This is a genomic window from Burkholderia anthinoferrum, from assembly GCF_002925705.1.
GTDB lineage: Bacteria > Pseudomonadota > Gammaproteobacteria > Burkholderiales > Burkholderiaceae > Burkholderia > Burkholderia semiarida.
Window position 1 is genome coordinate 98526 of sequence record NZ_LFZP01000027.1, and the last position, 25208, is coordinate 123733.

General features: G+C 63.5%; 21 protein-coding genes, 1 tRNA gene and 1 pseudogene. 22 read left to right on the forward strand and 1 reads right to left on the reverse strand.

The window, feature by feature from the left end; translation table 11 throughout:
- The first annotated feature begins 170 nt into the window (after nucleotides 1-170).
- The 16 genes and pseudogenes from cysS to cyoD all read left to right on the forward strand — a co-directional run bounded on the left by cysS (nucleotide 171) and on the right by cyoD (nucleotide 18039).
- A complete protein-coding gene (cysS, locus tag C5F75_RS07595) occupies nucleotides 171-1568 on the forward strand; it encodes a cysteine--tRNA ligase (RefSeq protein WP_059583386.1) in 1398 nt (465 codons plus the stop codon).
- A 43-nt stretch (nucleotides 1569-1611) separates the two neighbouring features.
- On the forward strand, nucleotides 1612-2439 hold the full coding sequence (locus C5F75_RS07600; RefSeq protein WP_059583387.1) for a DNA-3-methyladenine glycosylase family protein: 828 nt from the start codon (nucleotides 1612-1614) through the stop codon (nucleotides 2437-2439).
- Nucleotides 2440-2542: 103 nt separating this feature from the next.
- Nucleotides 2543-3514, forward strand: coding sequence for an acetyl-CoA carboxylase carboxyltransferase subunit alpha (locus tag C5F75_RS07605; protein ID WP_059583390.1), 972 nt, complete (start codon nucleotides 2543-2545; stop codon nucleotides 3512-3514).
- 46 nt (nucleotides 3515-3560) lie between these two features.
- The gene (gene tilS, locus C5F75_RS07610) at nucleotides 3561-4982 is read left to right on the forward strand and encodes a tRNA lysidine(34) synthetase TilS (protein WP_059583391.1); all 1422 of its coding nucleotides are present in this window, start codon (nucleotides 3561-3563) and stop codon (nucleotides 4980-4982) included.
- A gap of 342 nt (nucleotides 4983-5324) precedes the next feature.
- Nucleotides 5325-6578, forward strand: a complete 1254-nt coding sequence (locus C5F75_RS07615; RefSeq protein ID WP_012492698.1) for an aspartate kinase — start codon at nucleotides 5325-5327, stop codon at nucleotides 6576-6578.
- Nucleotides 6579-6688: 110 nt separating this feature from the next.
- Nucleotides 6689-6782: transfer RNA gene (locus C5F75_RS07620), tRNA-Ser, on the forward strand.
- Nucleotides 6783-7100: 318 nt separating this feature from the next.
- Nucleotides 7101-7429 (forward strand): annotated as a pseudogene (locus tag C5F75_RS07625) (IS30 family transposase); the annotation flags it as partial.
- A 1239-nt stretch (nucleotides 7430-8668) separates the two neighbouring features.
- On the forward strand, nucleotides 8669-9139 hold the full coding sequence (locus C5F75_RS36210) for a hypothetical protein (protein WP_143328712.1): 471 nt from the start codon (nucleotides 8669-8671) through the stop codon (nucleotides 9137-9139).
- A gap of 257 nt (nucleotides 9140-9396) precedes the next feature.
- Nucleotides 9397-9672 (forward strand): DNA/RNA non-specific endonuclease, encoded by a 276-nt coding sequence (locus C5F75_RS37600; RefSeq protein ID WP_373453004.1) that lies wholly within the window; start codon nucleotides 9397-9399, stop codon nucleotides 9670-9672.
- Nucleotides 9653-9973, forward strand: a complete 321-nt coding sequence (locus C5F75_RS07635; RefSeq protein WP_081066511.1) for a hypothetical protein — start codon at nucleotides 9653-9655, stop codon at nucleotides 9971-9973. Before C5F75_RS37600 ends, C5F75_RS07635 begins: the two co-directional genes overlap by 20 nt.
- 65 nt (nucleotides 9974-10038) lie before the next feature.
- On the forward strand, nucleotides 10039-11790 hold the full coding sequence (locus C5F75_RS07640; protein WP_373453008.1) for a ShlB/FhaC/HecB family hemolysin secretion/activation protein: 1752 nt from the start codon (nucleotides 10039-10041) through the stop codon (nucleotides 11788-11790).
- Between the two features lie 595 nt (nucleotides 11791-12385).
- Entirely contained in the window at nucleotides 12386-13915 is a 1530-nt protein-coding gene (locus C5F75_RS07645) for a complex I subunit 4 family protein (protein WP_059573654.1), read from the forward strand.
- A gap of 285 nt (nucleotides 13916-14200) precedes the next feature.
- A complete protein-coding gene (cyoA, locus tag C5F75_RS07650) occupies nucleotides 14201-15088 on the forward strand; it encodes a ubiquinol oxidase subunit II (RefSeq protein WP_059608796.1) in 888 nt (295 codons plus the stop codon).
- Between the two features lie 3 nt (nucleotides 15089-15091).
- Complete coding sequence (cyoB, locus tag C5F75_RS07655; RefSeq protein ID WP_060966294.1) at nucleotides 15092-17098, forward strand: cytochrome o ubiquinol oxidase subunit I; 2007 nt, start codon at nucleotides 15092-15094, stop codon at nucleotides 17096-17098.
- Nucleotides 17098-17706: a cytochrome o ubiquinol oxidase subunit III gene (cyoC, locus tag C5F75_RS07660; RefSeq protein ID WP_059573657.1), complete on the forward strand. Its 609-nt coding sequence runs from the start codon at nucleotides 17098-17100 to the stop codon at nucleotides 17704-17706. Before cyoB ends, cyoC begins: the two co-directional genes overlap by 1 nt.
- Complete coding sequence (gene cyoD / locus C5F75_RS07665) at nucleotides 17707-18039, forward strand: cytochrome o ubiquinol oxidase subunit IV (protein WP_059573658.1); 333 nt, start codon at nucleotides 17707-17709, stop codon at nucleotides 18037-18039.
- Nucleotides 18040-18144: 105 nt separating this feature from the next.
- Here the strand turns inward: cyoD and C5F75_RS07670 are convergent, their stop codons facing one another.
- Entirely contained in the window at nucleotides 18145-18444 is a 300-nt protein-coding gene (locus tag C5F75_RS07670) for a DUF4148 domain-containing protein (RefSeq protein ID WP_059573659.1), read from the reverse strand.
- 218 nt (nucleotides 18445-18662) lie between these two features.
- Here C5F75_RS07670 and C5F75_RS07675 point away from each other — a divergent pair, with 218 nt between their 5' ends.
- From C5F75_RS07675 to C5F75_RS07700, 6 genes are all read left to right on the forward strand, one after another.
- Entirely contained in the window at nucleotides 18663-19337 is a 675-nt protein-coding gene (locus C5F75_RS07675) for a response regulator transcription factor (RefSeq protein WP_059573726.1), read from the forward strand.
- 11 nt (nucleotides 19338-19348) lie between these two features.
- Nucleotides 19349-20740, forward strand: a complete 1392-nt coding sequence (locus C5F75_RS07680; RefSeq protein WP_059573660.1) for a sensor histidine kinase — start codon at nucleotides 19349-19351, stop codon at nucleotides 20738-20740.
- Between the two features lie 19 nt (nucleotides 20741-20759).
- A complete protein-coding gene (locus tag C5F75_RS07685) occupies nucleotides 20760-21455 on the forward strand; it encodes a response regulator transcription factor (RefSeq protein ID WP_059573661.1) in 696 nt (231 codons plus the stop codon).
- A 238-nt stretch (nucleotides 21456-21693) separates the two neighbouring features.
- On the forward strand, nucleotides 21694-22050 hold the full coding sequence (locus tag C5F75_RS07690) for a hypothetical protein (RefSeq protein ID WP_060310064.1): 357 nt from the start codon (nucleotides 21694-21696) through the stop codon (nucleotides 22048-22050).
- Between the two features lie 141 nt (nucleotides 22051-22191).
- Nucleotides 22192-24066, forward strand: coding sequence for an extracellular solute-binding protein (locus C5F75_RS07695; RefSeq protein WP_059573663.1), 1875 nt, complete (start codon nucleotides 22192-22194; stop codon nucleotides 24064-24066).
- A 51-nt stretch (nucleotides 24067-24117) separates the two neighbouring features.
- Complete coding sequence (locus tag C5F75_RS07700; protein WP_059573664.1) at nucleotides 24118-25161, forward strand: microcin C ABC transporter permease YejB; 1044 nt, start codon at nucleotides 24118-24120, stop codon at nucleotides 25159-25161.
- The last annotated feature ends 47 nt before the right edge of the window (nucleotides 25162-25208 follow it).

Below are 25208 nucleotides of genomic sequence, written 5' to 3' on the forward strand. Positions count from 1 at the left end.
GGCAGACAGTCTTTCTTAGCCTCTCGTGGCCGTCACCGCTGTGCTTGCAGCCTGACCGCCCCATGTGATAACGAGGACGCGCGGCCCGGCGCCGCAGCAGATGGTCCGTCCGTTTCACATGCTGGGCGAGCTTCGCCAGGGCGGTTTCCTTCGGCTCACGGTTCATCTCTATGGAATCACTGCGCATCTACAACACGCTCGCGCGTGACAAGCAAGTCTTCGTGCCGCGCCAGTCCGGCGAAGTGCGGATGTACGTATGCGGGATCACCGTCTACGACTATTGTCACGTGGGCCACGCGCGCATGCTGGTCGTGTTCGACCTCGTCCAGCGCTGGCTGCGTGCGATCGGCTACCGGGTCACGTACGTGCGCAACATCACCGACATCGACGACAAGATCATCCGCCGCGCGGTCGAGAACGGCGAGACGATCAAGTCGCTGACCGATCGCTTCATCGGCGCGATGCACGAGGATGAAGCCGCGCTCGGCATCCAGCGGCCCGACATCGAGCCGCGCGCGACGCAGTTCATTGCGCAGATGCTCGGCATGATCGAGACGCTCGAGACGAACGGCTACGCGTATCAGGCGGCCGATGGCGACGTCAATTACTCGGTGCGCAAGTTCGCGAGCTACGGGAAGCTGTCGGGCAAGTCGCTCGACGATCTCCGCGCGGGCGAGCGCGTCGCCGCGAACGATGCGAAGCAGGATCCGCTCGACTTCGTGCTGTGGAAGCGCGCGAAGCGGGAAGATCCGGAAGGCGCGTCGTGGGCGTCGAAGTACGGGATGGGCCGCCCGGGCTGGCACATCGAATGCTCGGCGATGGGCTGCTCGCTGCTCGGCGATCATTTCGACATCCACGGCGGCGGGCAGGATCTGCAATTCCCGCACCACGAGAACGAGATCGCGCAGAGCGAGGGCGCGACCGGCGAGACGTTCGTCAATTACTGGATGCACAACGGCTTCGTGCAGGTCGACAACGAGAAGATGTCGAAATCGCTCGGCAACTTCTTCACGATCCGGGAAGTACTCGAGCGTTACGACGCGGAAGTCATGCGCTTCTTCATCGTGCGCACGCATTACCGTTCGCCGCTCAATTACAGCGACGTGCATCTCGACGATGCACGCGCATCGCTCACGCGTCTGTACACCGCGCTGAAGGACGTCGAGCCCGACACGCTCGCGCTCGACTGGAACGAGGCGCACGCACAGCGTTTCGCGGCCGCGATGAACGACGATTTCAACACGCCGGTCGCGGTGGCGACGCTGTTCGAGCTGGCGGGTGAAGTCAACCGCACGCGCGACGCGTCGCTCGCACGGCAACTGAAACAGCTGGCGGGCCTGCTCGGCCTGCTGGGCCGCGAACCGCGCGCGTTCCTGCAGCAGGCGTCTGGCGCCGCGCAGGCGGGCGGGCTCGCGGCCGACGAGATCGAAGCGAAGATCGCCGCGCGCGTCGCGGCGAAGCAAGCGAAGGACTATGCCGAAGCGGACCGGATCCGGGCGGAATTGCTCGAAGCCGGCATCGCACTTGAAGACAAACCGGGCGGATCGACCGAATGGCGTCGCGTATGAGCGCGGTGCGTTCCACTGACCGATCCGTCAGGTAGGAGGCAAGATGGCAACGGCCAGAAAAGCGCCGGTCAGGCGCGCGACCCCGGTCGCCGCGCGTCCGGCAGCCAAGCGCGTACCGGCGGCGAAGGCGGACGCGACGCGCGCCGTGCCGAACGGCGCGCTGAACGGTCATGCGCAGCCGGCGGCCGCGCCGCCGGCCGCCGACGCGGCCCGCAAGACACGTGCGTCCGAAGCGGAGGGCGAGGAGGTCGTCGTGCGTCCCGCCTATTGGGACAAGGCATGCGCGGACCTCGTCAAGCGCGACCGGATCCTGAAGAAGCTGATTCCGAAGTTCGGTCCCGCGCATCTCGTGAAACGCGGCGACCCGTTCGTCACGCTCGCGCGCTCGGTCGTCGGCCAGCAGATTTCGGTGCCGTCCGCGCAGTCGCTGTGGGCGCGCATCGAGGACGCCTGCCCGAAGCTCGCGCCGCAACCGGTGATCCGGCTCGGCGCGGACAAGCTGATCGCGTGCGGGCTGTCGAAGCGCAAGACGGAATACATCCTCGATCTTGCGCAACATTTCGTGTCGGGGGCGCTGCACGTCGACAAATGGACGTCGATGGACGACGAGGACGTGATCGCGGAACTCACGCAGATCCGCGGCATCAGCCGCTGGACCGCCGAGATGTTCCTGATCTTCAACCTGTCGCGGCCGGACGTGCTGCCGCTCGACGACCCGGGTCTGATCCGTGCGATCAGCGTCAATTACTTCAGCGGCGAACCCGTCACGCGCAGCGAGGCGCGCGAGGTCGCGGCCAACTGGGAGCCGTGGCGCACCGTCGCGACCTGGTACATGTGGCGCAGCCTCGATGCGCCCGACGCCGACGCCTGAGTGCAGGCTATCGAATTTTGAACATCAATAGTTGAGAGCCGGTTTTGCGCGCCGCCCGCGCGGGTAGAATACGCGCTGCCGCAAGACCCAAGGATTCGAACACATGAAGACCACGTTTCTGGATTTCGAACAGCCGATCGCCGAACTCGAGGCCAAGATCGAAGAGCTGCGATTCGTGCAGGACGACTCGGCTGTCGATATTTCGGAAGAAATCGAGCGGCTGTCGAAGAAAAGCCAGCAACTGACGAAGGACCTCTACGCGAACCTGACGCCGTGGCAGGTTTCGCAGATCGCGCGGCACCCGCAGCGTCCGTACACGCTCGATTACGTCGCGGAACTGTTTACCGATTTTCACGAACTGCATGGCGATCGCGCGTTCGCGGACGACCTGTCGATCGTCGGCGGTCTCGCGCGCTTCGGCGGCCATCCGTGCATGGTGATCGGTCACCAGAAGGGCCGCGACACGAAGGAGCGCGCCGCGCGCAACTTCGGGATGCCGCGTCCGGAAGGCTATCGGAAGGCCGAGCGCCTGATGCGTCTGGCCGAGAAGTTCGGGCTGCCGATCTTCACGTTCGTCGACACGCCGGGCGCGTACCCGGGCATCGGCGCGGAAGAGCGCGGCCAGTCGGAGGCGATCGGTCGCAACCTGTACGTGATGGCCGAGCTGAAGACGCCGATCATCACGACGGTGATCGGCGAGGGCGGTTCGGGCGGCGCGCTGGCGATCGCCGTGGCCGATACCGTGATGATGCTGCAGTTCTCGACCTACTCGGTGATCTCGCCGGAAGGCTGCGCGTCGATCCTGTGGAAGAGCGCTGCGAAGGCGCCCGAAGCCGCGGAAGCGCTGGGCCTGACCGCGCACCGCCTGAAGGCGCTCGGCCTGATCGACAAGATCATCAACGAGCCGCTCGGCGGCGCGCATCGCGATCCGAAGGGCATGGCCGCGCTGCTGCGCCGTGCGCTGGCCGATTCGCTGCGCCAGTTCCAGGGCATGAGCATCGATGCGCTGCGCGAGCGCCGCTTCGAGCGCCTGATGGCCTACGGCAAGTTCAAGGAAACCACGCCGAGCGCATGACCGGCCGTGTATTCAATGCGCGCGCCGCGGCGCGCGCGTCCCGCTCGTGATCCCGCCCACCGAATTCTCCGCCGACCGTGTCGTCCTCGACGCGGTCGGCGTTGCGCTTTCCGGCCTGCGGCCGGATGCGCGCATCGCGATCGCCTACAGCGGCGGCCTCGATTCGACGGTGCTGCTCGATGCGGCCGTGCGCGTCGCGGGCGCATCGCGCTGCGTCGCGTTGCACGTGCATCACGGCCTGAGCGCGAATGCCGACGCATGGGTCGCGCATGCCGAAGCGGAGGCGGCGCGGCTCGGCGTCGCATTCGAATCGATGCGCGTCGACGTGCCGCGCGACAGCGGGCTCGGTATCGAGGCGACGGCGCGCGAGCGTCGCTACGCGGCGCTCGACGCGATGGGCGAACGCCACGGCGTGGCGGCGCTGTGGCTCGCGCAACATGCGGACGATCAGGCCGAGACGGTGCTGCTGCAACTGTTGCGCGGTGCGGGAATCGCGGGGCTTGCCGCGATGGCGCCGCGTTATCGCCCCGACGGCGTGAGCATCGAGCGCGTGCGCCCATTGCTGCGATTGTTGCGCGCGCAACTCGAGCGCTATGCGGAGCAGCACGCGCTCGCCTGGATCGACGACGAATCGAACGGTGACACGCGCTATGCGCGCAATGCGCTGCGCGTCGACGTGCTGCCGGCGCTGGCCGTGCATTTCCCGGGCTTTCGCGATGCGCTCGGTCGCGCGGCGCAGCACGCGGCGGCGGCTCAGCGGCTGCTCGACGATCTGGCCGAGCTGGATTTCGCCGTCGCCGCGCGCGATGACGGGCAGGCGCTGTCGCGCGACGCGCTGATCGGATTCGACGACACGCGCGGCGCGAACCTGCTGCGCTTCTGGATGCGCCGGCTCGGTTTGCCGGGCGCGTCGGCCGCCCGGCTCGCCAACATGATGCGACAACTGCGCGCGGCGCACGACGCGCATGCGCTGCGCGTCGATCACGCGGGGCAGTGCCTGCGGCTCTATCGCGATGTCGTCTACTGGGAAGCCGGCGACAGCAGCGAACCGGCCGACGACGGTACGGGTACGCTGCAACCGGAGGCGGCGCTCGCATGGGACGGACAGCAAGTGTGGCACCTGCCGGGATGGCGCGGCACGTTCGTGTTTGCGCCCGCCGACGCGGGCAGCGCCGACGCGGTGCCGGAGGAGCTGCTGCGCGGTGCGCGGCTGGCGGTGCGCCCCCGGGCCGGTGGCGAACGGATGCGGACGTCGCCGGGCGGCCCGGGCCGAACGCTGAAGAACCTGTTCCAGGAGCGCGGGGTGCCGGCCTGGCAACGCGACGTGCCGCTGCTGTTCGCGGGCGACCGGCTGATCTACGTGCCGCGGCTGGGTGTCAATCGCGACATCGGCATGCCTGACGGGGCGGCGCCCGGCGCCGCCGCATGGCGCCGGATCGAGTGGCGTCCCGACCTGCTGATCGCGTAACGGCGGCAGGCTTCCGGCGGCGCGATGGCGCGCCCATTTTCACCATTTGGTAAACAGCGCCGGAACGGTCGCCGCCACGGCGCGCGGCTTGTCAAGCGGGCTTCTATCGGGTACGCTCGGTCGTTTGCTCGGCTCGATTTTTGAGCGTTTTGTGCAGGTTTTCCGCGTGACGTACCCGGTTTGCGCGGCCTGATCGGCCTTCCGGGCAAAATCCGTCACGCTTGCGTGTTGCGTCCCAGCCGTTCCCCTTGTCGTCCGTCCACAGCCACAAGCCGCGTGACCGAACGGCTATGCGGCCTGCCCAGCGCGCCCGTGCGGCTTCTCCTCCAGTTCAGAACGACAATGGCACTCATCGTACACAAATACGGCGGCACTTCGATGGGCTCGGTCGAGCGCATCAAGAACGTCGCGAAACGCGTCGCAAAATGGCATCAGGCCGGGCACCAGATGGTGGTCGTGCCTTCGGCGATGTCCGGCGAAACCAACCGTCTGCTCGGTCTTGCGAAAGAGATTTCGAGCCAGCCGAGCCCGCGTGAGCTCGACATGATCGCGTCGACCGGCGAGCAGGTCAGCGTCGGCCTGCTGTCGATCGCGCTGCAGGAAATCGGTGTCGAGGCCGTGAGCTATGCCGGCTGGCAAGTGCCGATCAAGACCGACAGCGCGTTTACGAAAGCACGCATCCACTCGATCGACGACGAGCGCGTGAAGGACGACCTGAACGCGGGCAAGGTCGTGATCATCACGGGCTTCCAGGGTGTGGATCCGGACGGTCACATCACGACGCTGGGCCGTGGCGGCTCGGACACGTCGGCGGTGGCGGTGGCGGCTGCGCTCGGTGCCGAAGAGTGTCTGATCTATACCGACGTCGACGGCGTCTACACGACCGATCCGCGTGTCGTCGAAGAGGCGCGCCGCCTCGACCGCGTGACGTTCGAGGAGATGCTGGAAATGGCCAGCCTCGGCTCGAAGGTCCTGCAGATCCGCTCGGTCGAATTCGCCGGCAAATACCAGGTGAAGACACGTGTGCTGTCGAGCCTGACCGATCCGCTGATTGCGCTCGACGAAGAAATGCGCTCGGGCACCCTGATTACTTTTGAAGAAGACGAGACCATGGAAAAGGCAGTCATTTCCGGCATCGCGTTCCAGCGCGACGAAGCACGCATTGCGGTGATGGGCGTGCCCGACAAGCCGGGTATCGCATATCAGATCCTCGGCCCGGTGGCCGATGCGAACGTCGACGTCGACATGATCATCCAGAACCAGAGCGTCGAAGGCAAAACCGACTTCACGTTCACGGTCGGTCGCGGCGACTACCAGAAGGCGATGGACATCCTAACCAACCAGGTGCAGGGCCATGTGAGCGCCGAGCGCGTGCAGGGCGATCCGAAGGTGTCGAAGGTATCGGTCGTCGGCGTCGGCATGCGTTCGCACGTGGGCGTCGCGAGCAAGATGTTCCGTACGCTCTCGGAAGAGGGCATCAACATCCAGATGATCTCGACGTCCGAAATCAAGATCTCGGTGCTGATCGACGAGAAATACATGGAGCTGGCCGTCCGCGCGCTGCACAAGGCTTTCGAACTCGACCAGGCATCGTGAATTTTTCGTGATGCATTGAAGAAAATGCATCACGGAATTTGACGTACGGTTCGAAACCCTATATTATCTCGTTCTCGTCGCACTGCCTCCCTGGTGCGAGCGAAAGTTTGGGAGACGTGGCCGAGAGGTCGAAGGCACTCCCCTGCTAAGGGAGCATCTGGGCCAAAACCTGGATCGAGGGTTCGAATCCCTCCGTCTCCGCCAAAAGCGGTGACAAAGCCCCGCAAGTTCTCGGACTTGCGGGGCTTTTTCTTTTTCAGCCCCTCACTAGGCCCATCAGCAAGAATGTGCTGGGCGGAGCTGATCGTTGGCGCCGCATGGTGTTGCGCGCTGTCTCCGAGCGTGAAGGCAACGCTCGATGATTGCTCGTCCCGTATACTCCCGGGAAAAGACGGATCGTCCAACGAGGTCCAAGCGCAAGTCCGCGTAAAACTTCCATCCGATTCACTGCTCGAATTTTGGCACTTCTGCAACGCAATTGCGGAAACCTGGGGCCATGTGTCGTCCGGGAACTACTGCTGAAAGCTCCCGGCCTTTCTGCGTGAGAGCCTGACGTACGATCGTGGATCGGAAATGACTTGCCATGTCGAGTTGGCTGAACGACTGAATCCGGACATCTGGTTCGCAGATCCCTACGCTCCTTGGCAACGGGGCGGCAACGAAAATACCAACGGCCTGCTGCGCCAGTTTCTGCCCAAGGGGGCCGACCTGTCAGGCGTCACCCAGATGCAATTGAACGACATTGCCAAACGGATGAACGGCCGCCCCGTCAAACCCTCAACTGGAAAACCCCTGAAGAGGCTATGGCGATGGAATTGGCTGCCGCCGGATTGGCTAAACGTTGCACTTGATTCTTGAGACCGTCCAGGGTATGAGGGCGAGACAGCAGGCAAGGGCGATGGTGTGATTGCTGATTCGGCCACGGAGCTCGATCCGAGTATCAAACCGGGTTCGTTGATTTCGCCGTTGCCTGATGCCAAGAAGATCAGTGACTGGATCGCGGAAATCATTCCGGATCAGGCAAAGGCCTCGTGGACTATATTCTTCATTCGAATGGATCATCGCCATCGGGTAAGGAAGGATTGAATTTTGACACGAAAGTTGAAGCCAAGGATGGCGGTTATGTAGATGTCGAGTTATCCGCGAGATAGAAGTTTGATAAAAATGGCTCTGTTGTGGATAGCAAGTTTGCGCAAAGTGATCTGATTGGTCGTTACTCTCCAGATGGGAATTTTCACATAGACTGGTACGGGACTACGGTGTCTGGGCGAGGTGTTGGAACAGATATGATTTCTAAGGCAATAGAATCCGTCGGAGCAGACAAGGTGAAAACTGTGTCTGCTCAGTTGGGTAATGCAAACCGTGATGCTTACAATTCGGCGACCTCTTCTGGGATTTCGCCGGTTCAAGCAGTTTGGGCTACTCCACTAGGGAAATCGATGAGCTCTCTCGGATTTAAGGGTGTTGACGTCAATGGGTATAACGTTAAATTCTATCGGTAGATGATCATGGGGAAAGTTGAAATTATAAGGCTAATGCTGAGCGCTGGAAGGGCGAAGGATCTGTTGGACTTCGTTGAGGGCGAGTCGCGTTATCTTTCGGAGGCGTCAGGCGGCGTGCCGCAGGATCCTGAACTCAAGCGAATTTGGATTATGGTGGTACATCATTTGCGTTTTCTAGCGGAATTTGGGAGTGATGTATCGGTTCAATCGTCTGGGGGGAGGGTGTATAGGTCATATCCTGACGAATTCGATAGGTGGTTAAGCGCGGGTGCGCCTGGAATTTCAGAAAGTGATATTAAAAGATATATGAAGGAAAATCCTTTTGATGAGAGTGAGTAGAGCGTTAGACGAGGTAAATGATGGCGGGGTGCCTTGCCCGTAGAAGATGATTTGAAGATCATGTTTGTATTTTCGGGGTCTCTGCTTCAATAGAGGTGGTGGAGAGAGAGCCAATCGATGTCTTGAATGACATTCCGATCGAACTGAGTCACGAACCCGTCCCGGTCCATGATGGTGGCAAGGAATTCGTGCCTCGGTGGCCGCAAGACCATGCAACGGTAGATCGGTATCGAAGACCCGGATATTTACATGACGAACATCTCATTAGCGCAGCGCTTCCAAGAAGCTAGAGCCCCCAAAATCGTGGTTGACGGCCGGGAAATATACGGTTTGTATGAGATCGACGTATCTTCGGGGGAAACAGTACTGTTCCCTGATTTTGTATCATTTAAAAAGTCGACAGTCCAAGGCGTTAACATAAAGGCGGTGAATTGCAATGTTGAGGTTAATAATCAGATTTTGACGGATTTTCTTATATGGTCGGATCATGGTCCGAAACATATTCCGCTGAATGTCGCGATTAAGAAGGGTGGGAGGGCCGCCCTTAAAGTTTGGAATGTTTGGAAATATGATGGCGTTTCGCATGCATGGATTGGAAATGCCGGCATGTTGGTGAAAAAAGACGATCGTCATATCTCATTCCATTGCAGCGACGGCATGGGTAATCCAGATTTCGAAGATCTTGTGTTTACGATTGAGGTCGGCAAAGTGGCTAAATAGCCACGCGGTATCGGGCCAGCATAAGAACTAACCATCAAATGACAATAACCAAACAACTGGCGGCCCTGCCGTTCGCCGCGTTGATTTCGGTCGGGCCGCCGAAGCGGTCGCGAGCACCAATCGCGATACGTCGAACACCGGCGTGCACTCGCGCCGATCTTCGACAAGGCCAAGATCCAGGCCGGCTTTGACATCACAAGCCAGTTCATCAATCCAAGGCGGGGCGCGAAGGAGATAGTGGAGATGATGGCGGTCATTTGATCGCGTCCATATTGAACGGGCCTGGAGAGAAGCTAAACATAGTTCCAATGGATTCAAACTTGAATCGCGGAGCATGGAAGCAATTGGAGAATAGTTGGGCCGACGCGCTGAATGCGGGAAAGCAAGTGAAGGTTTCGATCGAACCGCAATACCAAGGGGATAGTCGAAGACCTGAAGGGTTTAACATCACGTACGTAGTGGCAATGGTCGACCGGCGCAGCAGTATTTTAGGAATTCGCCTGGAGAAAGGTAATGGACAGCCGAGATGTTGATATATGCAAGGAGGTTGGCCAGCTGCTTTATGACGCCGCTCCGGCGGGATCGCATTCGATCGTTATGCGAGCGCAACTTGCGGATGACGACGATCAGGCGAAATTCGAGTTTGATGCCGTCGCGGAAAATGGAGATTCTTCATGGTTTTTGGGTAGTGCTAGTCTTAACAGTAGGCTATTGGAATTGTTGGTTGAGCATCGTCGATTTTTTGTCTCACAAAATCAACCAAAATGGAAATTGTTCATCCTTGTTGTTGATGTGAATAAAGGAAGATTTTCATTGGAATTGAAATACGACTAGAGCAGAATGCCCGTATAGGTTGTATGGAGATTAGGCAGAATCAGGGATAGATACAAATGAAGATAATGAAGGGCCTGCCGGCGCTGTCGATCACAACGTTGATGTCGGTTGCTGTGTCGGCTCAGCAGGCCCCGCTGCCTGCTGATCAGGCCGCCGCCGCGCGGGCGAACGCGGAGCAGGATCGGCAAGCACAGCAGCAACGCGATGCGCAGCAACGCGACGCGGCGGTGCGCGCGCCTTCAATTCGTTCTGAATTGCCGCGCACTGAAGCATATCCAGCACTTCCTACCGAAACGCCATGTTTCCCGATCGACCGCTTTACGCTCGACGTGCCTGGCTCATTGTCCGATGCAGCGAAGGCCCAAGGGGCATCCGCCTTACCGATGGATCGCTTTGCGTTCGCACGCGAATGGCTGAACCACTACGCAGGGCAATGCGTCGGCAAACAAGGTATTGACGTACTGATCAAGGGACCGTCGCAGGCGATTTTGGCGAAGGGCTACGTCACTACGCGGGTGCTCGTTCCAGAGCAAGACTTATCGACCGGTACGCTCAAACTCTCGCTGATCCCCGGCATGATCCGCCACGTCCGCTTCGCCGACGAAAAGCTCCGTGGCACCTGGAAAACCGCGTTCCCGACCCGCGACGGCAACCTGCTGAACCTGCGCGACCTCGAACAAGGCCTTGAGCAAATGAAACGCGTATCGAGTCAGGATGTCTCGATGCAACTTGTTCCGGGTGATCTTCCCGGCGAAAGCGACGTCGTGCTCGACGTGAAGCGCGGCAAGCCGGGGACAGTCGTCGCGTCGATCGACAATTCCGGCACGCGTGCCACCAGCAAACTGCAAGGCAACCTGTCGCTCGGCATCGACAACCCGCTCGGCCTGAGCGACGTGTTCAACGTCGGCGTCAGCCAGGATCTCGAATTCGGCGACAAGCGCCTCGGCTCGCACGGCTGGAACGGTTTCTATTCGATTCCGTGGGGCTACTGGACGGCAACGCTCTCGGCTTACACGAACACGTACTACCAGCAGATCGCCGGCGTGAACCAGACGTTCATCGCAAGCGGCAACTCCAAGACGGTCGATTTCAAGCTGGCCCGCGTGCTGTCGCGTAATCAAAATGATGTGTTCGGCGCCTACGTTCGCCTGTCGCGTCGTTTCGGACAAAGCTTTATCGAAGACACCGAGATCTCGCAGCAGCGCCGCAACAACACGATGATCGAACTGGGCCTGACCGATCGCCACTACTTCGGCGGCGCACAGTTCGACGGCTCGCTTGCATATCGTCAAGGCGTCGGTGGGTTGGGTGCTCAGGACGATACGATGGCAGCGGGTGGTGGACCGACCTATCGCTTCAAGATGGCGGTAGTCGACGCGAACCTGTCGGTGCCCTTTGCGATCGGTAAGCAGCCATTCCGCTATGTCGGCACATTCCACGGCCAGTACACCGGAAACACGCTTTACTACATCGACGATTTGACGATTGGCAGTCGCTACACAGTGCGCGGTTTCGATGGCGAAACGATGCTCGCCGCGGCACGCGGCTTCTACTGGCGCAACGAACTGCAGGCGCCGATCGGGCAGACGGGGCAGGCAATTTATGCGGGGCTCGACTACGGTCGCGTATGGGGCCCGCAGCCTGTCGCTCTCGTCGGGACGCAATTGGCCGGCGCCGTGATCGGCATAAAAGGTAGCGTGGGCACGCGATTCGGAGCCTATGCGTACGATCTCTTCGCGGGTACGCCTGTCTACAAGCCATCGGGTTTTCCGACTGTGCGAGTGACGCTCGGTTTTCAGGTGACTGCTCAGTTCTGAAGACAATGAGCCAAGGTACTTCTTCGACACGCACACGTCGCAGGCCCGATGTGGCATATGTTCGTCTGATGGAGATTGCCGCCGAGCGGGGGCTTATGAGACCGCTTGAGTTATTAGGGCGCGGCCGCACGAGAAGGGGCGGGCGAGGGCACCTCATCGCCCGATATGCGCTGCACCAAATCGAATGAAATAAGAATGAAAGCATTTCTGTAAGGCAGGGAGTGCCGGGCGATCGCAAGATCGCGGAATGCCGACCTTGTCATTCCGGCCCTTCGAAACGAACGGTCGACATCAAAAATGCGGCGCTGCGTCTATTCTTGCCGTGCAGAGTGCCCGGCAATACAAAAAATTACTCATAAAAATCAGCGAACTACGCCGACGCCAAGAAACAACATTCTGCTGCGCTGCAGAAAATATTCAATCGCCTTATGCTGGTTAACCCGATCGCGTTTGAGCGGCATCAAGTTTTTCGCTGATGTCGCTTTACATTTAGCCAACATTGGCGATTCACGAAATCTACCTGTCGATTTTATTTCGTTCCTTTCGTCGCGCCTGTCCCCGATGCAGGGTGCGACTTCCTCAAGGCGTTGTTGACATGCATGATTTTCCCTTCCTGAGCCTGGCCATCTGGGTTCCGATACTGTTCGGCGCGGGCCTGCTGCGCGCCGGTTCCGATCAGCATTCACGGCGAATACGGCTGATCGCGCTGGTCGGCGCGATCGCCGGACTGGCGCCCGTCGTGCCGCTGGTTGCCGGCTTCGACGCGCATTCGGCTGCGATGCAGTTCGTCGAAAGACGCGACTGGCTCGCGGCATTCAATGCCGGATGGCGGGTCGGCATCGATGGCGCGTCGCTGTGGCTCGTCGTGCTGACCGCGTTCACGACGCTCGTGGTGGTGGTCGCGTCGTGGGAATCGGTCACGGTGCGCGTCGCGCAGTACTACGCGTCGTTCCTGATCCTGTCGGGGCTGATGGTCGGCGTGTTCGTCGCGCAGGACGGGCTGCTGTTCTTCATCTTCTTCGAGGCGACGCTGATCCCGCTGTACCTGCTGATCGGCACGTGGGGGCGCGAGCGCCGCGTGTATGCGGCCGTGAAGTTCTTCTTCATCTCGTTCGCCGGCTCGCTGTTGTTGCTGATGGCGATGCTGTACCTGTACGCGCAGTCGCATACGTTCGACATGGCCGTGTGGCGCACGCTGCAGCTCGGCTTCGCGCCGCAGTTGCTGGTGTTCGTCGGCTTTTTCGCCGCGTTTGCGGTCAAGGTGCCGATGTGGCCGGTCCACACGTGGCTGAGCGACGTGTACACCGACGGCCCGACGGGCGCCGCGCTGATGCTCGCGATGCTCAAGCTCGGCGGGTACGGGTTCCTGCGCTTCGCGCTGCCGATCACGCCCGACGCGAGTCATTTCTTCGCGCCGGCCGTGATCGCGCTGTCCCTGTTCGCGATCGTCTATGCGAGCCTGATCGCGCTCGCGCAGACCGATCTCGGCAAGCTGCTCGCGTATTCGACGGTCGCGCACATGGGAATCGTCACGCTCGGGCTGTTCCTGTTCAACCGGATCGGCGTCGAAGGCGCGATCGTGCAGCTCGTGTCGTACGGCTTCGTCGCGGGCGCGATGCTGTTGTGCGTGAACGTGCTCGTGGACCGTACCCGGCAGCGCGAGATCGCCGCGTACGGCGGCGTGGCGGGCGTGATGCCGCGTTTCGCGACCTTCACGCTGCTGTTCGCGATGGCCAACGTCGGCCTGCCGGGCACGTCGGGGTTCGTCGGCGAGTTCATGGTGATCATGGGCGCGATCCGCTTCAACTTCTGGATTGGCGCGATCGCGGCGCTCACGCTGATCCTCAGCGCGTCGTACACGCTGTGGATGCTCAAGCGCGTCGTGTTCGGCAAGGTCGCGAGCCAGCAGATCGCGAAGCTCGCCGACCTGAACCGTCGCGAGATCGTGATGTTCGCGTCGCTCGCGCTGATCGTGCTGGCGGTCGGCATCGATCCGAAGCCGTTCACCGATGCGATCGATCCGACCGTCGGCAAGCTGATCCAGGAAGCGAGCCATTCGAAGGTGCCGGCAGGGGACGCTCCCGCGCCGGCGCTGCCGTCGTACATGGCGTCGACGCACGACTGATCGCGGCACGTCGAGCCGCGCCACGCCGCGCAAGCCCGCCGCATCGCGCGGCGCGCATGGTTGCGCGCGCATCGATCCGCAGCCCGGCACGGCAAGTGCCGGGCCCGCTTCCGGCTGCGTGAAATTGCCCCGCGACAATGTGACTCACGGCAGATTTTGCAATGATGATTTGCCGCATGCACCGGTTTTTCATCGCACTCGCGCGACGTATGATTCGGCCAATTTCGTGAATCGAATGCGCATCGGGCATACGCAAACGGATTCAATGACCCGCGGGGCTGTGTGATGAGAAGAAGAGCTTCAAGAGGCTGGGCGGCGCTGATGTCAATCGGCGCGGCGTTGAGCCTGTCAGGTTGTAATTTAGATGTACTAAATCCGAAAGGAAGTGTGGGCGCGGCAGAAAAGGCGCTGATCGCGACGTCCACCTGGGCGATGCTGATCGTCGTCGTGCCGGTGATTCTGCTCACGTTGTGGTTCGCGTGGCGTTACCGCGCGTCGAACCGCAACGCCGCGTACGCGCCGAACTGGTCGCACTCGACCGCGATCGAGGTCGTGATCTGGACGGTGCCGACGCTGATCATCCTGTTCCTGGGCGTGCTCACGTGGAAGACCACGCACGAGCTCGATCCGTACAAGCCGCTCGAATCGGCCGTGAAGCCGATCGACGTCGAGGTGGTCGCGCTCGACTGGAAGTGGCTGTTCATCTATCCGGAACTCGGCATCGCGTCGGTGAACCAGCTCGCGATTCCGGTCGGCACGCCGGTGAACTTCCGCATCACGTCGGATTCGGTGATGAATTCGTTCTTCATCCCGCAGCTCGGCGGCCAGGTCTACGCGATGGCCGGCATGCAGACGCGCCTGCACCTGATCGCCGACGAGCCGGGCAACTACGCGGGCACGTCCGCCAACTTCAGCGGCCGCGGTTTCTCCGACATGAAGTTCCGCACGCTCGCCGAGCCGCGCGAGCAGTTCGATGCGTGGGTGCAGAAGGTGAAGGCGTCGCCGGAACGGCTCGACGCGACGGTGTACGGCACCGTCGCGCAGCCGAGCGAGAAGGCGCCGGTGCGCTATTTCTCGTCGGTCGATCCGCGGCTCTTCCACAACATCATCGCGAAATACAACGATGGCCACGTCCTCGACCTGAAGGACGCCGCCTGCGGCACGAAGGGGTAACGCATGTTCGGCAAACTCACACTTTCGGCGATCCCGTTCGATCAGCCCATCATCATGGGGGCCGGCGCCTTCATGGGGCTGGTCGTGCTGGGCATTCTCGCCGCGCTGACGATCACCGGCCGCTGGAAATGGCTGTGGACGGAATGGCTGACCACGGTCGACCACAAGAGACTCGGCGTGATGTACATCATCGTCGCGCTGATCATGCTGCTGCGCGGCTTCGCCGACGCGATCATGATGCGCATGCAGCTCGCGCTCGCGTACAACGCGCCCGGCTACCTGCCGCCGCACCACTATGACCAGATCTTCACGGCACACGGCGTGATCATGATCTTCTTCATGGCGATGGTGTTCATGGTCGGCCTGATGAACCTGGTCGTGCCGCTGCAGATCGGTGCGCGCGACGTCGCGTTCCCGTTCATCAACTCGCTGTCGTTCTGGATGACGGCGGTCAGCGCGATCCTGATCAACGTGTCGCTCGTGATCGGCGAGTTTGCGCAGACGGGCTGGCTCGCGTACCCGCCGCTGTCGGAGCTGCAGTTCAGCCCGGGGGTAGGGGTCGACTACTACCTGTGGGCGCTGCAGATCTCCGGCGTCGGCACGCTGCTGACCGGCGTGAACTTCTTCGTGACGATCATCAAGATGCGCGCGCCGGGCATGACGCTGATGAAGATGCCGGTGTTCACGTGGACGGCCCTCTGCACGAACGTGCTGATCATGGCATCGTTCCCGATCCTGACCGCGACGCTCGCGCTGCTCGGCCTCGACCGTTACCTCGGCATGCACTTCTTCACGAACGAAGCCGGCGGCAACGCGATGCTGTACCTGAACCTGATCTGGGCGTGGGGCCATCCGGAGGTGTACATCCTGATCCTGCCGGCGTTCGGGATCTTCTCGGAGGTCATCGCGACGTTCGCGAAGAAGCCGCTGTTCGGCTACAAGACGATGGTGTACGCGACCTGCGCGATCATGGTGCTGTCGTTCCTCGTGTGGCTGCATCACTTCTTCACGATGGGCTCGGGCGCGAACGTGAACGCGTTCTTCGGGATCATGACGATGATCATCGCGATCCCGACCGGCGTGAAGGTATTCAACTGGCTGTTCACGATGTATCGCGGCCGGATCGAGTTCACGACGCCCGTGCTGTGGACGATCGGCTTCATGGTCACGTTCACGCTCGGCGGCATGACCGGCGTGATGATGGCGATTCCGGGCGCGGACTTCGTGCTGCACAACAGCCTGTTCCTGATCGCGCACTTCCACAACGTGATCATCGGCGGCGTGCTGTTCGGCTATCTCGCGGGCTTCAACTACTGGTTCCCGAAGGCGTTCGGCTTCAAGCTGAACGAGAAGCTCGGCAAGGCCGCGTTCTGGTTCTGGCAGGTCGGCTTCTACGTCGCGTTCGTGCCGCTCTACGTGCTCGGTTTCATGGGCATGACGCGCCGCCTGAACCACTACGACAACCCGGCATGGCATCCGTGGCTGCTGGTCGCCGCGTTCGGCGCCGTGCTGATCGCGATCGGCATCGCGTGCCAGCTGCTGCAACTGGTGGTCAGCATCCGCAATCGCAACCTGCCCGCGTACCGCGACACGACGGGCGACCCGTGGGGCGGCCGCACGCTGGAGTGGGCGACGTCGTCGCCGCCGGCCGACTACAACTTCGCGGTGATCCCGCAGGTGCGCACGCTCGACGCGTACGCGGACATGAAGGCGCGCGGCGAAGGCCGGCCGAACCCGGCGGCGATTCGCGACATCCACATGCCGTCGAATACGTGTGCGGGCCTCGTGATCGCGATCTTCAGCCTGGTGCTCGGCTTCGCGCTGGTGTGGCACATCTGGTGGATGGCGATCGGCGGGCTCGTGGGCATCATCGCGACGCTCGTGATCTACAGCTCGCGCGATAACGACGGCTATTACATCCCTGCGTCGACGGTACGCAAGACCGAAGACAAGCAGCCGACGCGGCGCACGGCCGCGCGCGTCGACGACGTGGAACTGGAGGCCAACTGATGTTGCAGAAAACCTTGAGCGCGACCCTGCTCGAGCACGACGACCATCCGCCGTCGCATTCGGTGTTCGGGTTCTGGCTGTACCTGATGACCGACTGCGTGATCTTCGCGGCGCTGTTCGCGACGTTCGCGGTGCTGGGCAATCAGTACGCGGGCGGTCCGACCGCGAAGGACCTGTTCGACATTCCGGGCGTCGCGGTGGAAACCGCCGCGCTGCTGCTGTCGAGCATCACGTACGGTTTCGCGATGCTCGCGGCGTACAAGCAGCGGCGCGGCGCGCTGCTCGCCTGGCTCGCGGTGACGTTCGTGCTCGGCGCGGCGTTTCTCGCGATGGAGCTGCGCGAGTTCTCGCACCTGATCGCGGAAGGCGCCGGCCCGCAGCGCAGCGCGTTCCTGTCGGCGTTCTTCACGCTGGTCGGCACGCACGGGCTGCACGTGACGGCGGGCCTGTTGTGGATGATCGTGCTCGCCGCGCAGATCATGTCGCGCGGCGGCGACCTGACCGATCGCGACCTGCGGCGCCTGACGTGCCTGAGCCTGTTCTGGCACTTCCTCGACATCGTGTGGATCTGCGTGTTTTCCTTTGTCTATCTCGCGAGCGTGATCTAAATGGCCCATTCGCATTCGTCTCAACTCGAAGAAGGGCACGGCAGCGTCGGCGGCTACGTCGCCGGTTTCATCCTGTCGGTGCTGCTCACGGCCGCGTCGTTCGGCCTCGTGATGGGCGGCGTGCTGTCGCCGCATGCGTCGCTGATCGGGCTCGCCGTGCTCGCGTTCGTGCAGATCGTCGTGCATCTCGTGTACTTCCTGCACATGAACGGCTCGTCCGGCCAGCGCTGGAACGTGATGGCGTTCAGCTATACGGTGCTGACCGCGGCGATCCTGATCGTCGGCACGCTGTGGGTGATGCACAACGTGAGCATGAACATGATGTCGCGTTGAGCGCCGGCGTGGCGCGTCGCGTCCACGTCGATGCGCGTTCACGAAGAAAGGCGGCACGCGCGTGCCGCCTTTTTGCTTTCCGGCTGCGTTGCGCCGGCCGTGCGGTCAGTGGTGCGCGCCCGCGTCGGCCGTCAGCGCGTGCGTGCAGTCGGCGCGGTATTCGGCGGCGAGCCGATGCTTCGCATCGGCGAGATCGTCGGGGTAATACGGGCTGGCGTGCGCCGGCTCGTAGCCGACCTGCTCGAGTTCGGTCAGCTCGCGCACGAGGTCCGCGCGCGTGACGCCGCTGCCCGTGTGCACGAACGGGTACGCGTTGCATTGCTGCGGGGTGAGGTGGGGCCCCGCGAACGCGGCGGTGCTGGCGCATGCGAGCAGCATGCAGGCGAGGGTGGTCGACAGTTTCATCCGGTAGCTCCTGGTTTCGCGGCCCGTTGCCGCACGATGTCAGCGTAGACGGCCGCGGTCGCGGGGCAGGCGACGGACGGATGAAACATTTTTCACGCACGCTTGCCGCGATGCCGGATGAAGCTATTTTCATCTTGCGCCGCACGGCGATCGCGGCGCTTACGATAGTGGCGGGCGCGTGGTATGCGCCCGTCTCGAAGTTCATTGCGAGGGCAACCATGCGAGTACTGACGGTCGAGGACGATGCGGTGACCGCGAACGAAATCGTCGGCGAACTGACCGCACGCGGCTTCGCGGTCGACTGGATCGACAACGGCCGCGAAGGGATGATGCGCGCGATGAGCGCATCGTACGACGCGATCACGCTCGACAGGATGCTGCCGGGCGCGGACGGTCTCGCGATCGTGACCGCGATGCGCACGGTCGGCATCGACACGCCGGTGCTGATGCTGAGCGCGCTCGGCGACGTCGACGAGCGCATTCGCGGGCTGCGCGCGGGCGGCGACGATTATCTGACGAAGCCGTTCGATTCCGGCGAACTGAGCGCGCGCATCGAAGTGCTGCTGCGCCGCCGGCAGGCATCGGGCGTGCCGCAGCAGACGCTGCTGAAGGTCGGCGCGCTCGAGCTCGACCTCATTTCGCGCCGCGCGCGCCGCGGCGCCGACGAGATCGCGCTGCTGCCGACCGAGTTCCGCGTACTCGAATTCATGATGCGCAACGCAGGCCAGACGATCACGCGCACGATGCTGTTCGAGGCCGTGTGGGGCTATCACTTCGATCCCGGCACCAACCTGATCGACGTCCACATGGGCCGGCTGCGCAAGAAGATCGATCCGCCCGGCGCGAACCCGATGATCCAGACGGTACGCGGATCGGGCTACATGCTCGCTTGACGGAGGCACGGATGGACGCAGCCCGCGCGGCGAACTTCACGCGCCGCTGGCATACGACGACGTTTCGCTGGCTGTGCGCGTACGCGGCGATCTTCTCGGTGTCGCTGCTGCTGCTCGCGGGCGTGATCAGCGTGGCCGCGACCCACACGATGACGCGCGACACCGACGAGGTGCTCGCGTGGCAACTGATCTATTTCGATTCGATTCCCGATGCCGAGCTGCCGCTCGCAATCCATCGGCGGCTCGAGCACGAGCACATGCACACGAATTTCTACGGGCTGTTCGATGCGAGCGGGCGCCGCGTGGCGGGCGACATCACGACACCGCCCGCGCTACGCACCGATCGCCACGGCCGTACGCTGGACCACACACTCGTGCTGCTCGACGGCCAATCGTCGCCGATCGCGCGCGCGATGGCCGTGCGCCGCGACAACGGGATGACGCTGGTGGTCGCGCGCGACCTGTCGCATTTCATCCAGATCCGCGACGTCGCGATTCGCGGGCTCGTGATCGGCGGCGTGATGATCCTGATCGCGGGCGTCGCGGGCGGCAGCATGCTCGGCATGCGGCAGATGCGCCGCGTCGCCGCGATCCGGCGCGTCACGCGGCAGATCGCCGAAGGCGATCTCGGCAAGCGGCTGCCGGTGGGCGGCTACGACGAACTCGATCTGCTCGCGCATCTCGTGAACCACATGCTCGACGAAGTCGAGCGGTTGATGGGCGAGGTGCGGCATACCTGCGACGGGATCGCGCACGACCTGCGCACGCCGCTCGCACGCGTGCATACGATGCTGGCGCGGCTCTCGGGCCAGCCGTTCTGCGCACACGATCCCGCGTCGGCGGCGCTGCTGGCGTCGGCGCGCGACGAGACCGACCGGCTGCTCGAACGTTTTCGCGCGATGCTGCGCATCTCCGAGATCGGCACGCTGAGCCGGCGCGGCGGTTTTGCGGCGGTCGACGTCGCGACCTTGCTGCGCGATGTGTGCGAGCTTTACGAACCGCTGGCCGAGGCCGTCGACGTGTCGTTCGCGCTCGAGGCGGCCGCGGTCGACGGCATCCATGGCGACCGCGCGTTGTTGTTCGAGGCGTTCAGCAATCTCGCGGACAACGCGATCAAGTTCACGCCGCCGGGCGGCCGTGTGCGCGTCGTGCTCCAGGCGACGCCGCACGGTCCGCTCGTCCGGTTCGAGGACACCGGGCCCGGTATCCCGCCCGCCGAGCGCAATGCAGTGCTCGAACGCTTCTATCGCGGCGAACGCACGCGTCATGTGAACGGCTCCGGGCTCGGGTTGAGCGTCGTGTCGGCGGTGATGCGCGTGCACGATTTCGCGCTGCGAATCGGCGATGCGCGGCCGGCCGGTGCGGCGATCACGGTCGAATGCTGGCCGCGCTCGCTCGCGTGACGGCGCAGGAACCCGATCGATGCGCATCCTGCTGATTGCGCCGCCGAACCCGGGCGCGTCGCGGCTCGACAAGGCGTTTCGGGAAAGCATGCACGGCGTCGAGCGCGTCGACGAATGGCGCGATGGCTGTTTTGCGGCGACGCAGGGCCGGTTCGACGCGATCGTGATCGTCGCGACCGATGCCGCCGCGCGCCCGGCGATCCTCGAAGGATTACCGCGGCTCGCCGCGTCGGCCGGCGGCGCGACGATTGCCGCGATCGTCGCCGGCGCCACGCCCGTCCGGCGCGCGCAAATGCTGAAGGCCGGCTGCGACGTATGTCTTGCCCATCCCTGTTCGTTCGTCGAACTGCACGAGCGGTTGCGCGCGCTGTGGCGCCGCGCGGGCGTCGTCGCCACGCGTGAATCGGTTCGACTCGATACGGCCACGCGCGCGCTCGAGGAGCATGGCCGGCGGCTCGCGCTCACCGCGCGGGAATTTCGCGTGGTCGAATGCCTGCTGCGTGAAGCGGGGCGGCCGGTCGGCCGCGACGCCGTGCTGCGTTATGCGTGGGACGATGCCGACATCGAACCCGAGACGGTCAATGCGCTGGTCGTGCGGTTGCGGCGCAAGCTGGTTGCACACGCGTTCTCCGCCCGGATCGAAACGGTTGCGAGATTCGGTTTCCGGTTCGATACGGGGGGGACGGATATCGGCGCTCGGCAAGAAGGGGTTTGACGGGCCGGTCCGGCCCGCCCGCAGGGCGTGGGGCCGCTTGACGCCGGGCGCGACGCGGGATGAAGGATGTTCAAGGGAGGAAAGAGCGGGGGACGGGGGCGGGCGCCGATTGTTACAAGACGTTAGCGCGGGCTTCCCGTTGCGATGCCGCGCATCAGTTCTTACAAACTTGAAATATGCGGCCGCGGCGCTTGCCGCTATAGTCGAATCACACATGACACAACCAGAAGAGGAATCCATGAAGACTTTGCGTGTTGCCTCGCTCCTGACCGGTATGACGGCCTTGCTCGTGTCGGGCGCAGCAATGGCGGGAGTCAATGTCGGGATCAACGTCGGCGTGCCGGCACCGGTCTACGTCGCGCCCGCGCCCGTGTATGCGCCGCCGCCTCCGCCGCCGGTCGTCTACCAGCCGGCGCCGGTCTATGCGCCGGCGCCCGTGTACGGGCCGGCGCCGGCAATCGTGATCGGCTGGCACGGCGACCGCTACTGGGACGGCCGCCGCTACTGGGGCCGCGACGAATGGTATCGCCACCATGGTCGCGGCTGGGGCGATCGCGGTCACTGGGATCACGGCCGCCACAACGGCTGGCGCTGACGGGCGGCTCGCGCATGCGTGCCGCGTGCGCGACAACTGCTCGCGAAGAAGACCGCCCGCGTCGGCGGTTTTCTTTTGGCTCGACGGATGAATGGGTAGAATCGCTCCACGTTACTACCCTCATTCGACGACAGGGCCTCTATGACGAAGGGTTCGCCCCGGGCCGCCGCCACGCGCGCCCGCTTCGGCGTGCTGCGGGCTGCCGGCCGCGTGGCCGCGGTGCTGGCGCTGCACGCGGCGCTCGCCGCGCCGGCCGCGCACGCGGCCTATGCGATTGCGCAGTACGGCGAGCCGAAGTATCCGCCGGGCTTCAAGCATTTCGACTACGTGAATCCCGACGCGCCGAAGGGCGGCACGCTGGTGCTGGCGAACCCGAACCGGCTGACGTCGTTCGACAAGTTCAATCCGTTCACGATGCGCGGCAACGCCGCGCCCGGCATCGACATGCTGTTCGAGAGCCTCACGACGGGCAGCTCCGACGAACCGGCGTCCGCATACGGGCTGTTGGCCGACGACATCGACGTCGCGCCGGACCGCCGTTCGGTCACGTTCCACCTGAATCCGCGCGCACGCTTCTCGAACGGCGATCGCGTGAGCGCCGACGACGTCAAGTTTTCGTTCGATACGCTGAAGAGCAAGCAGGCCGCGCCGCAGTTCGGCGCGTATTTCGCGGAGATCGCGAAAGCCGTGGTCGTCGATCCGGCGACCGTGCGTTTCGAGTTCCGCAGCGCGAATCGCGAGCTCCCGCTGATCGCCGGCGGCGTGCCGGTGTTCTCGCGCAAGTGGGGATTGCGCGCGGACGGCTCGCGCATCCCGTTCGACCAGCTCGCGTTCGAGCAGCCGATCGGCAGCGGCCCGTACGTGATCGACCATTACGACAACGGCCGCACGATCACCTACCGGCGCAACCCCGCGTACTGGGGCGCCGACCTGCCGGTGCGGGTCGGCACCCACAACTTCGAGCGGATCGTCTACAAGCTGTACGGCGACGGCGTCGCGCGGCTCGAGGCGTTCAAGGCTGGCGAATACGACGTGCTCGTCGAGTACATCGCGCGCAACTGGGCGCGGCGCGACGTCGGCAAGCGCTTCGACAGCGGCGAACTGATCAAGCGCGAATTCCGCCAGCATAACGGCGCCGGCATGCAGGGCTTCTTCATGAACCTGCGCCGGCCGCTGTTCCGCGATGTGCGCGTGCGCCAGGCGCTCGACCTCGCGTTCGACTTCGAATGGCTGAACCGCCAGCTGTTCTACAGCGCGTACACGCGCCTCAACAGTTATTTCGCCGATACCGACCTGCAGGCGACCGGTACGCCTGGCGAAGGCGAGCTGAAGCTGCTGGAGCCGCTGCGCGCGCAGCTCGATCCGGCCGTGTTCGGCCCGATGGTCACGCAGCCGGACACGAACCCGCCGGGCTCGCTGCGCGCGAACCTGCTGAAGGCGCGTGCGCTGCTCGCGCAGGCCGGCTGGACCTATCGCGACGGTGCGCTGCGCAATGCGAAGGGCGAGCCGTTCGCGTTCGAGATCCTCGACGACGCGGGCGGCGCGATGGAGGGCATCGTGACGGCCTACCAGCGCAACCTGGCGAAGCTCGGCATCGACGTGCGGTTTCGCACGGCCGATTACGCGCTGCTGCAAAAGCGCCTCGATGCGTTCGACTACGACATGACGACGATCCGCCTGCCGGGCGTGCAGGTGCCGGGCGCCGAGCAGTACTCGCGTTACGCGAGCAAGTTCGCCGACGAGCCGGGTTCCGACAACTTCATCGGGCTGAAATCGCCGGCCGTCGACGCGCTGCTGCACGCGCTCGGCGCCGCGCAGACGCGCGAGGAGCTGCTCGACGCGACGCACGCGCTCGACCGCGTGCTGATGCACGGCTACTACGCGGTCCCGCAGTGGTACAGCACGACGCACCGCATCGCGTACAAGCGCACGCTCGCCTATCCGCAGACGCTGCCGCTGTACTATTCGGCCGAGGGCTGGGTCGTGTCGACCTGGTGGGCGAAGCCCGATCACTGACCCGCGCCGGCCCTTCGTCCAACCCACCACCCGATCACGAGTCGACGCCCTATGTGGAGCTACATCCTCAAACGCCTGCTGCTGATGATCCCGACGCTCGTCGGCGTGCTGACGCTCACGTTCGCGGTGATCCAGTTCGTGCCGGGCGGCCCGGTCGAGCAGGCCGTGCAGGAGTTGCGCAAGGGCGCGACGGAGCAGGGCGCGACGCCGTTCGGGATGCGTGCGCACACCGGCGTCGACGCGCAGCAGCTCGCGCAACTGAAGGCGCTGTACGGCTTCGACAAGCCGCCGCTCGAACGCTACTGGCTGATGCTGAAGCGCTTCGCGCGCTTCGATCTGGGCGACAGCTACTTCCGCCACCAGAGCGTGTGGGCGTTGGTCGTGCAGAAGCTGCCCGTGTCGATCAGCATCGGGCTGTGGACGTTCTTCCTCACGTACCTGATCTCGGTGCCGCTCGGCATCGCGAAGGCCGTGCGCAACGGTTCGCCGTTCGACGTCGCGACGAGCCTCGTCGTGCTCGTCGGGTACGCGATTCCGGGCTTCGTGCTCGGCGTGCTGCTGCTCGTGCTGTTCGGCGGCGGCTCGTTCTGGCAGCTCTTTCCGCTGCGCGGCCTCACGTCGGACAACTTCGCGCAGCTGTCGCTCGCCGGCAAGGTGCTCGACTACCTGTGGCACATCGCGCTGCCGATCACCGCGTCGGTCGTCGGCAGTTTCGCGGTCGTCACGATGCTCACGAAGAACGCGTTCCTCGACCAGATCCGCCGGCAATACGTGCTGACCGCGCGCGCGAAGGGGCTCTCCGAGCGCAGCGTGCTGTGGAAGCACGTGTTCCGCAATGCGATGCTGCCGCTGATCGTCGGCTTTCCGGCCGCGTTCATCGGCGCGTTCTTCACCGGCAGCCTGCTGATCGAGACGCTGTTCTCGCTCGACGGCCTGGGCCTGCTGTCGTACGAGTCGGTCGTGCGGCGCGATTACCCGGTCGTGCTCGGCACGCTGTACCTGTTCACGCTGATCGGGCTCGCGACCAAGCTGATCTCCGATCTTTGCTATGTGTGGGTCGATCCGCGCATTCAATTCGACAACCTGGAGCGCTGACATGAAACGAGCCGTTCGCATGCCCGGCGTCATCGGGCGAGGCGCGC

Bases quoted from the DNA above. Each gene is read 5' to 3' on its own strand.
- cysS (WP_059583386.1), top strand. From the start codon at position 171: ATGGAATCACTGCGCATCTACAACACGCTCGCGCGTGACAAGCAAGTC.
- C5F75_RS07600 (WP_059583387.1), top strand. From the start codon at position 1,612: ATGGCAACGGCCAGAAAAGCGCCGGTCAGGCGCGCGACCCCGGTCGCC.
- C5F75_RS07605 (WP_059583390.1), top strand. From the start codon at position 2,543: ATGAAGACCACGTTTCTGGATTTCGAACAGCCGATCGCCGAACTCGAG.
- C5F75_RS07615 (WP_012492698.1), top strand. From the start codon at position 5,325: ATGGCACTCATCGTACACAAATACGGCGGCACTTCGATGGGCTCGGTC.
- C5F75_RS36210 (WP_143328712.1), top strand. From the start codon at position 8,669: ATGACGAACATCTCATTAGCGCAGCGCTTCCAAGAAGCTAGAGCCCCC.
- C5F75_RS07635 (WP_081066511.1), top strand. From the start codon at position 9,653: ATGGACAGCCGAGATGTTGATATATGCAAGGAGGTTGGCCAGCTGCTT.
- C5F75_RS07640 (WP_373453008.1), top strand. From the start codon at position 10,039: ATGAAGGGCCTGCCGGCGCTGTCGATCACAACGTTGATGTCGGTTGCT.
- C5F75_RS07645 (WP_059573654.1), top strand. From the start codon at position 12,386: ATGCATGATTTTCCCTTCCTGAGCCTGGCCATCTGGGTTCCGATACTG.
- cyoA (WP_059608796.1), top strand. From the start codon at position 14,201: ATGAGAAGAAGAGCTTCAAGAGGCTGGGCGGCGCTGATGTCAATCGGC.
- cyoB (WP_060966294.1), top strand. From the start codon at position 15,092: ATGTTCGGCAAACTCACACTTTCGGCGATCCCGTTCGATCAGCCCATC.
- cyoC (WP_059573657.1), top strand. From the start codon at position 17,098: ATGTTGCAGAAAACCTTGAGCGCGACCCTGCTCGAGCACGACGACCAT.
- cyoD (WP_059573658.1), top strand. From the start codon at position 17,707: ATGGCCCATTCGCATTCGTCTCAACTCGAAGAAGGGCACGGCAGCGTC.
- C5F75_RS07670 (WP_059573659.1), bottom strand. From the start codon at position 18,444: ATGAAACTGTCGACCACCCTCGCCTGCATGCTGCTCGCATGCGCCAGC.
- C5F75_RS07675 (WP_059573726.1), top strand. From the start codon at position 18,663: ATGCGAGTACTGACGGTCGAGGACGATGCGGTGACCGCGAACGAAATC.
- C5F75_RS07680 (WP_059573660.1), top strand. From the start codon at position 19,349: ATGGACGCAGCCCGCGCGGCGAACTTCACGCGCCGCTGGCATACGACG.
- C5F75_RS07685 (WP_059573661.1), top strand. From the start codon at position 20,760: ATGCGCATCCTGCTGATTGCGCCGCCGAACCCGGGCGCGTCGCGGCTC.
- C5F75_RS07690 (WP_060310064.1), top strand. From the start codon at position 21,694: ATGAAGACTTTGCGTGTTGCCTCGCTCCTGACCGGTATGACGGCCTTG.
- C5F75_RS07695 (WP_059573663.1), top strand. From the start codon at position 22,192: ATGACGAAGGGTTCGCCCCGGGCCGCCGCCACGCGCGCCCGCTTCGGC.
- C5F75_RS07700 (WP_059573664.1), top strand. From the start codon at position 24,118: ATGTGGAGCTACATCCTCAAACGCCTGCTGCTGATGATCCCGACGCTC.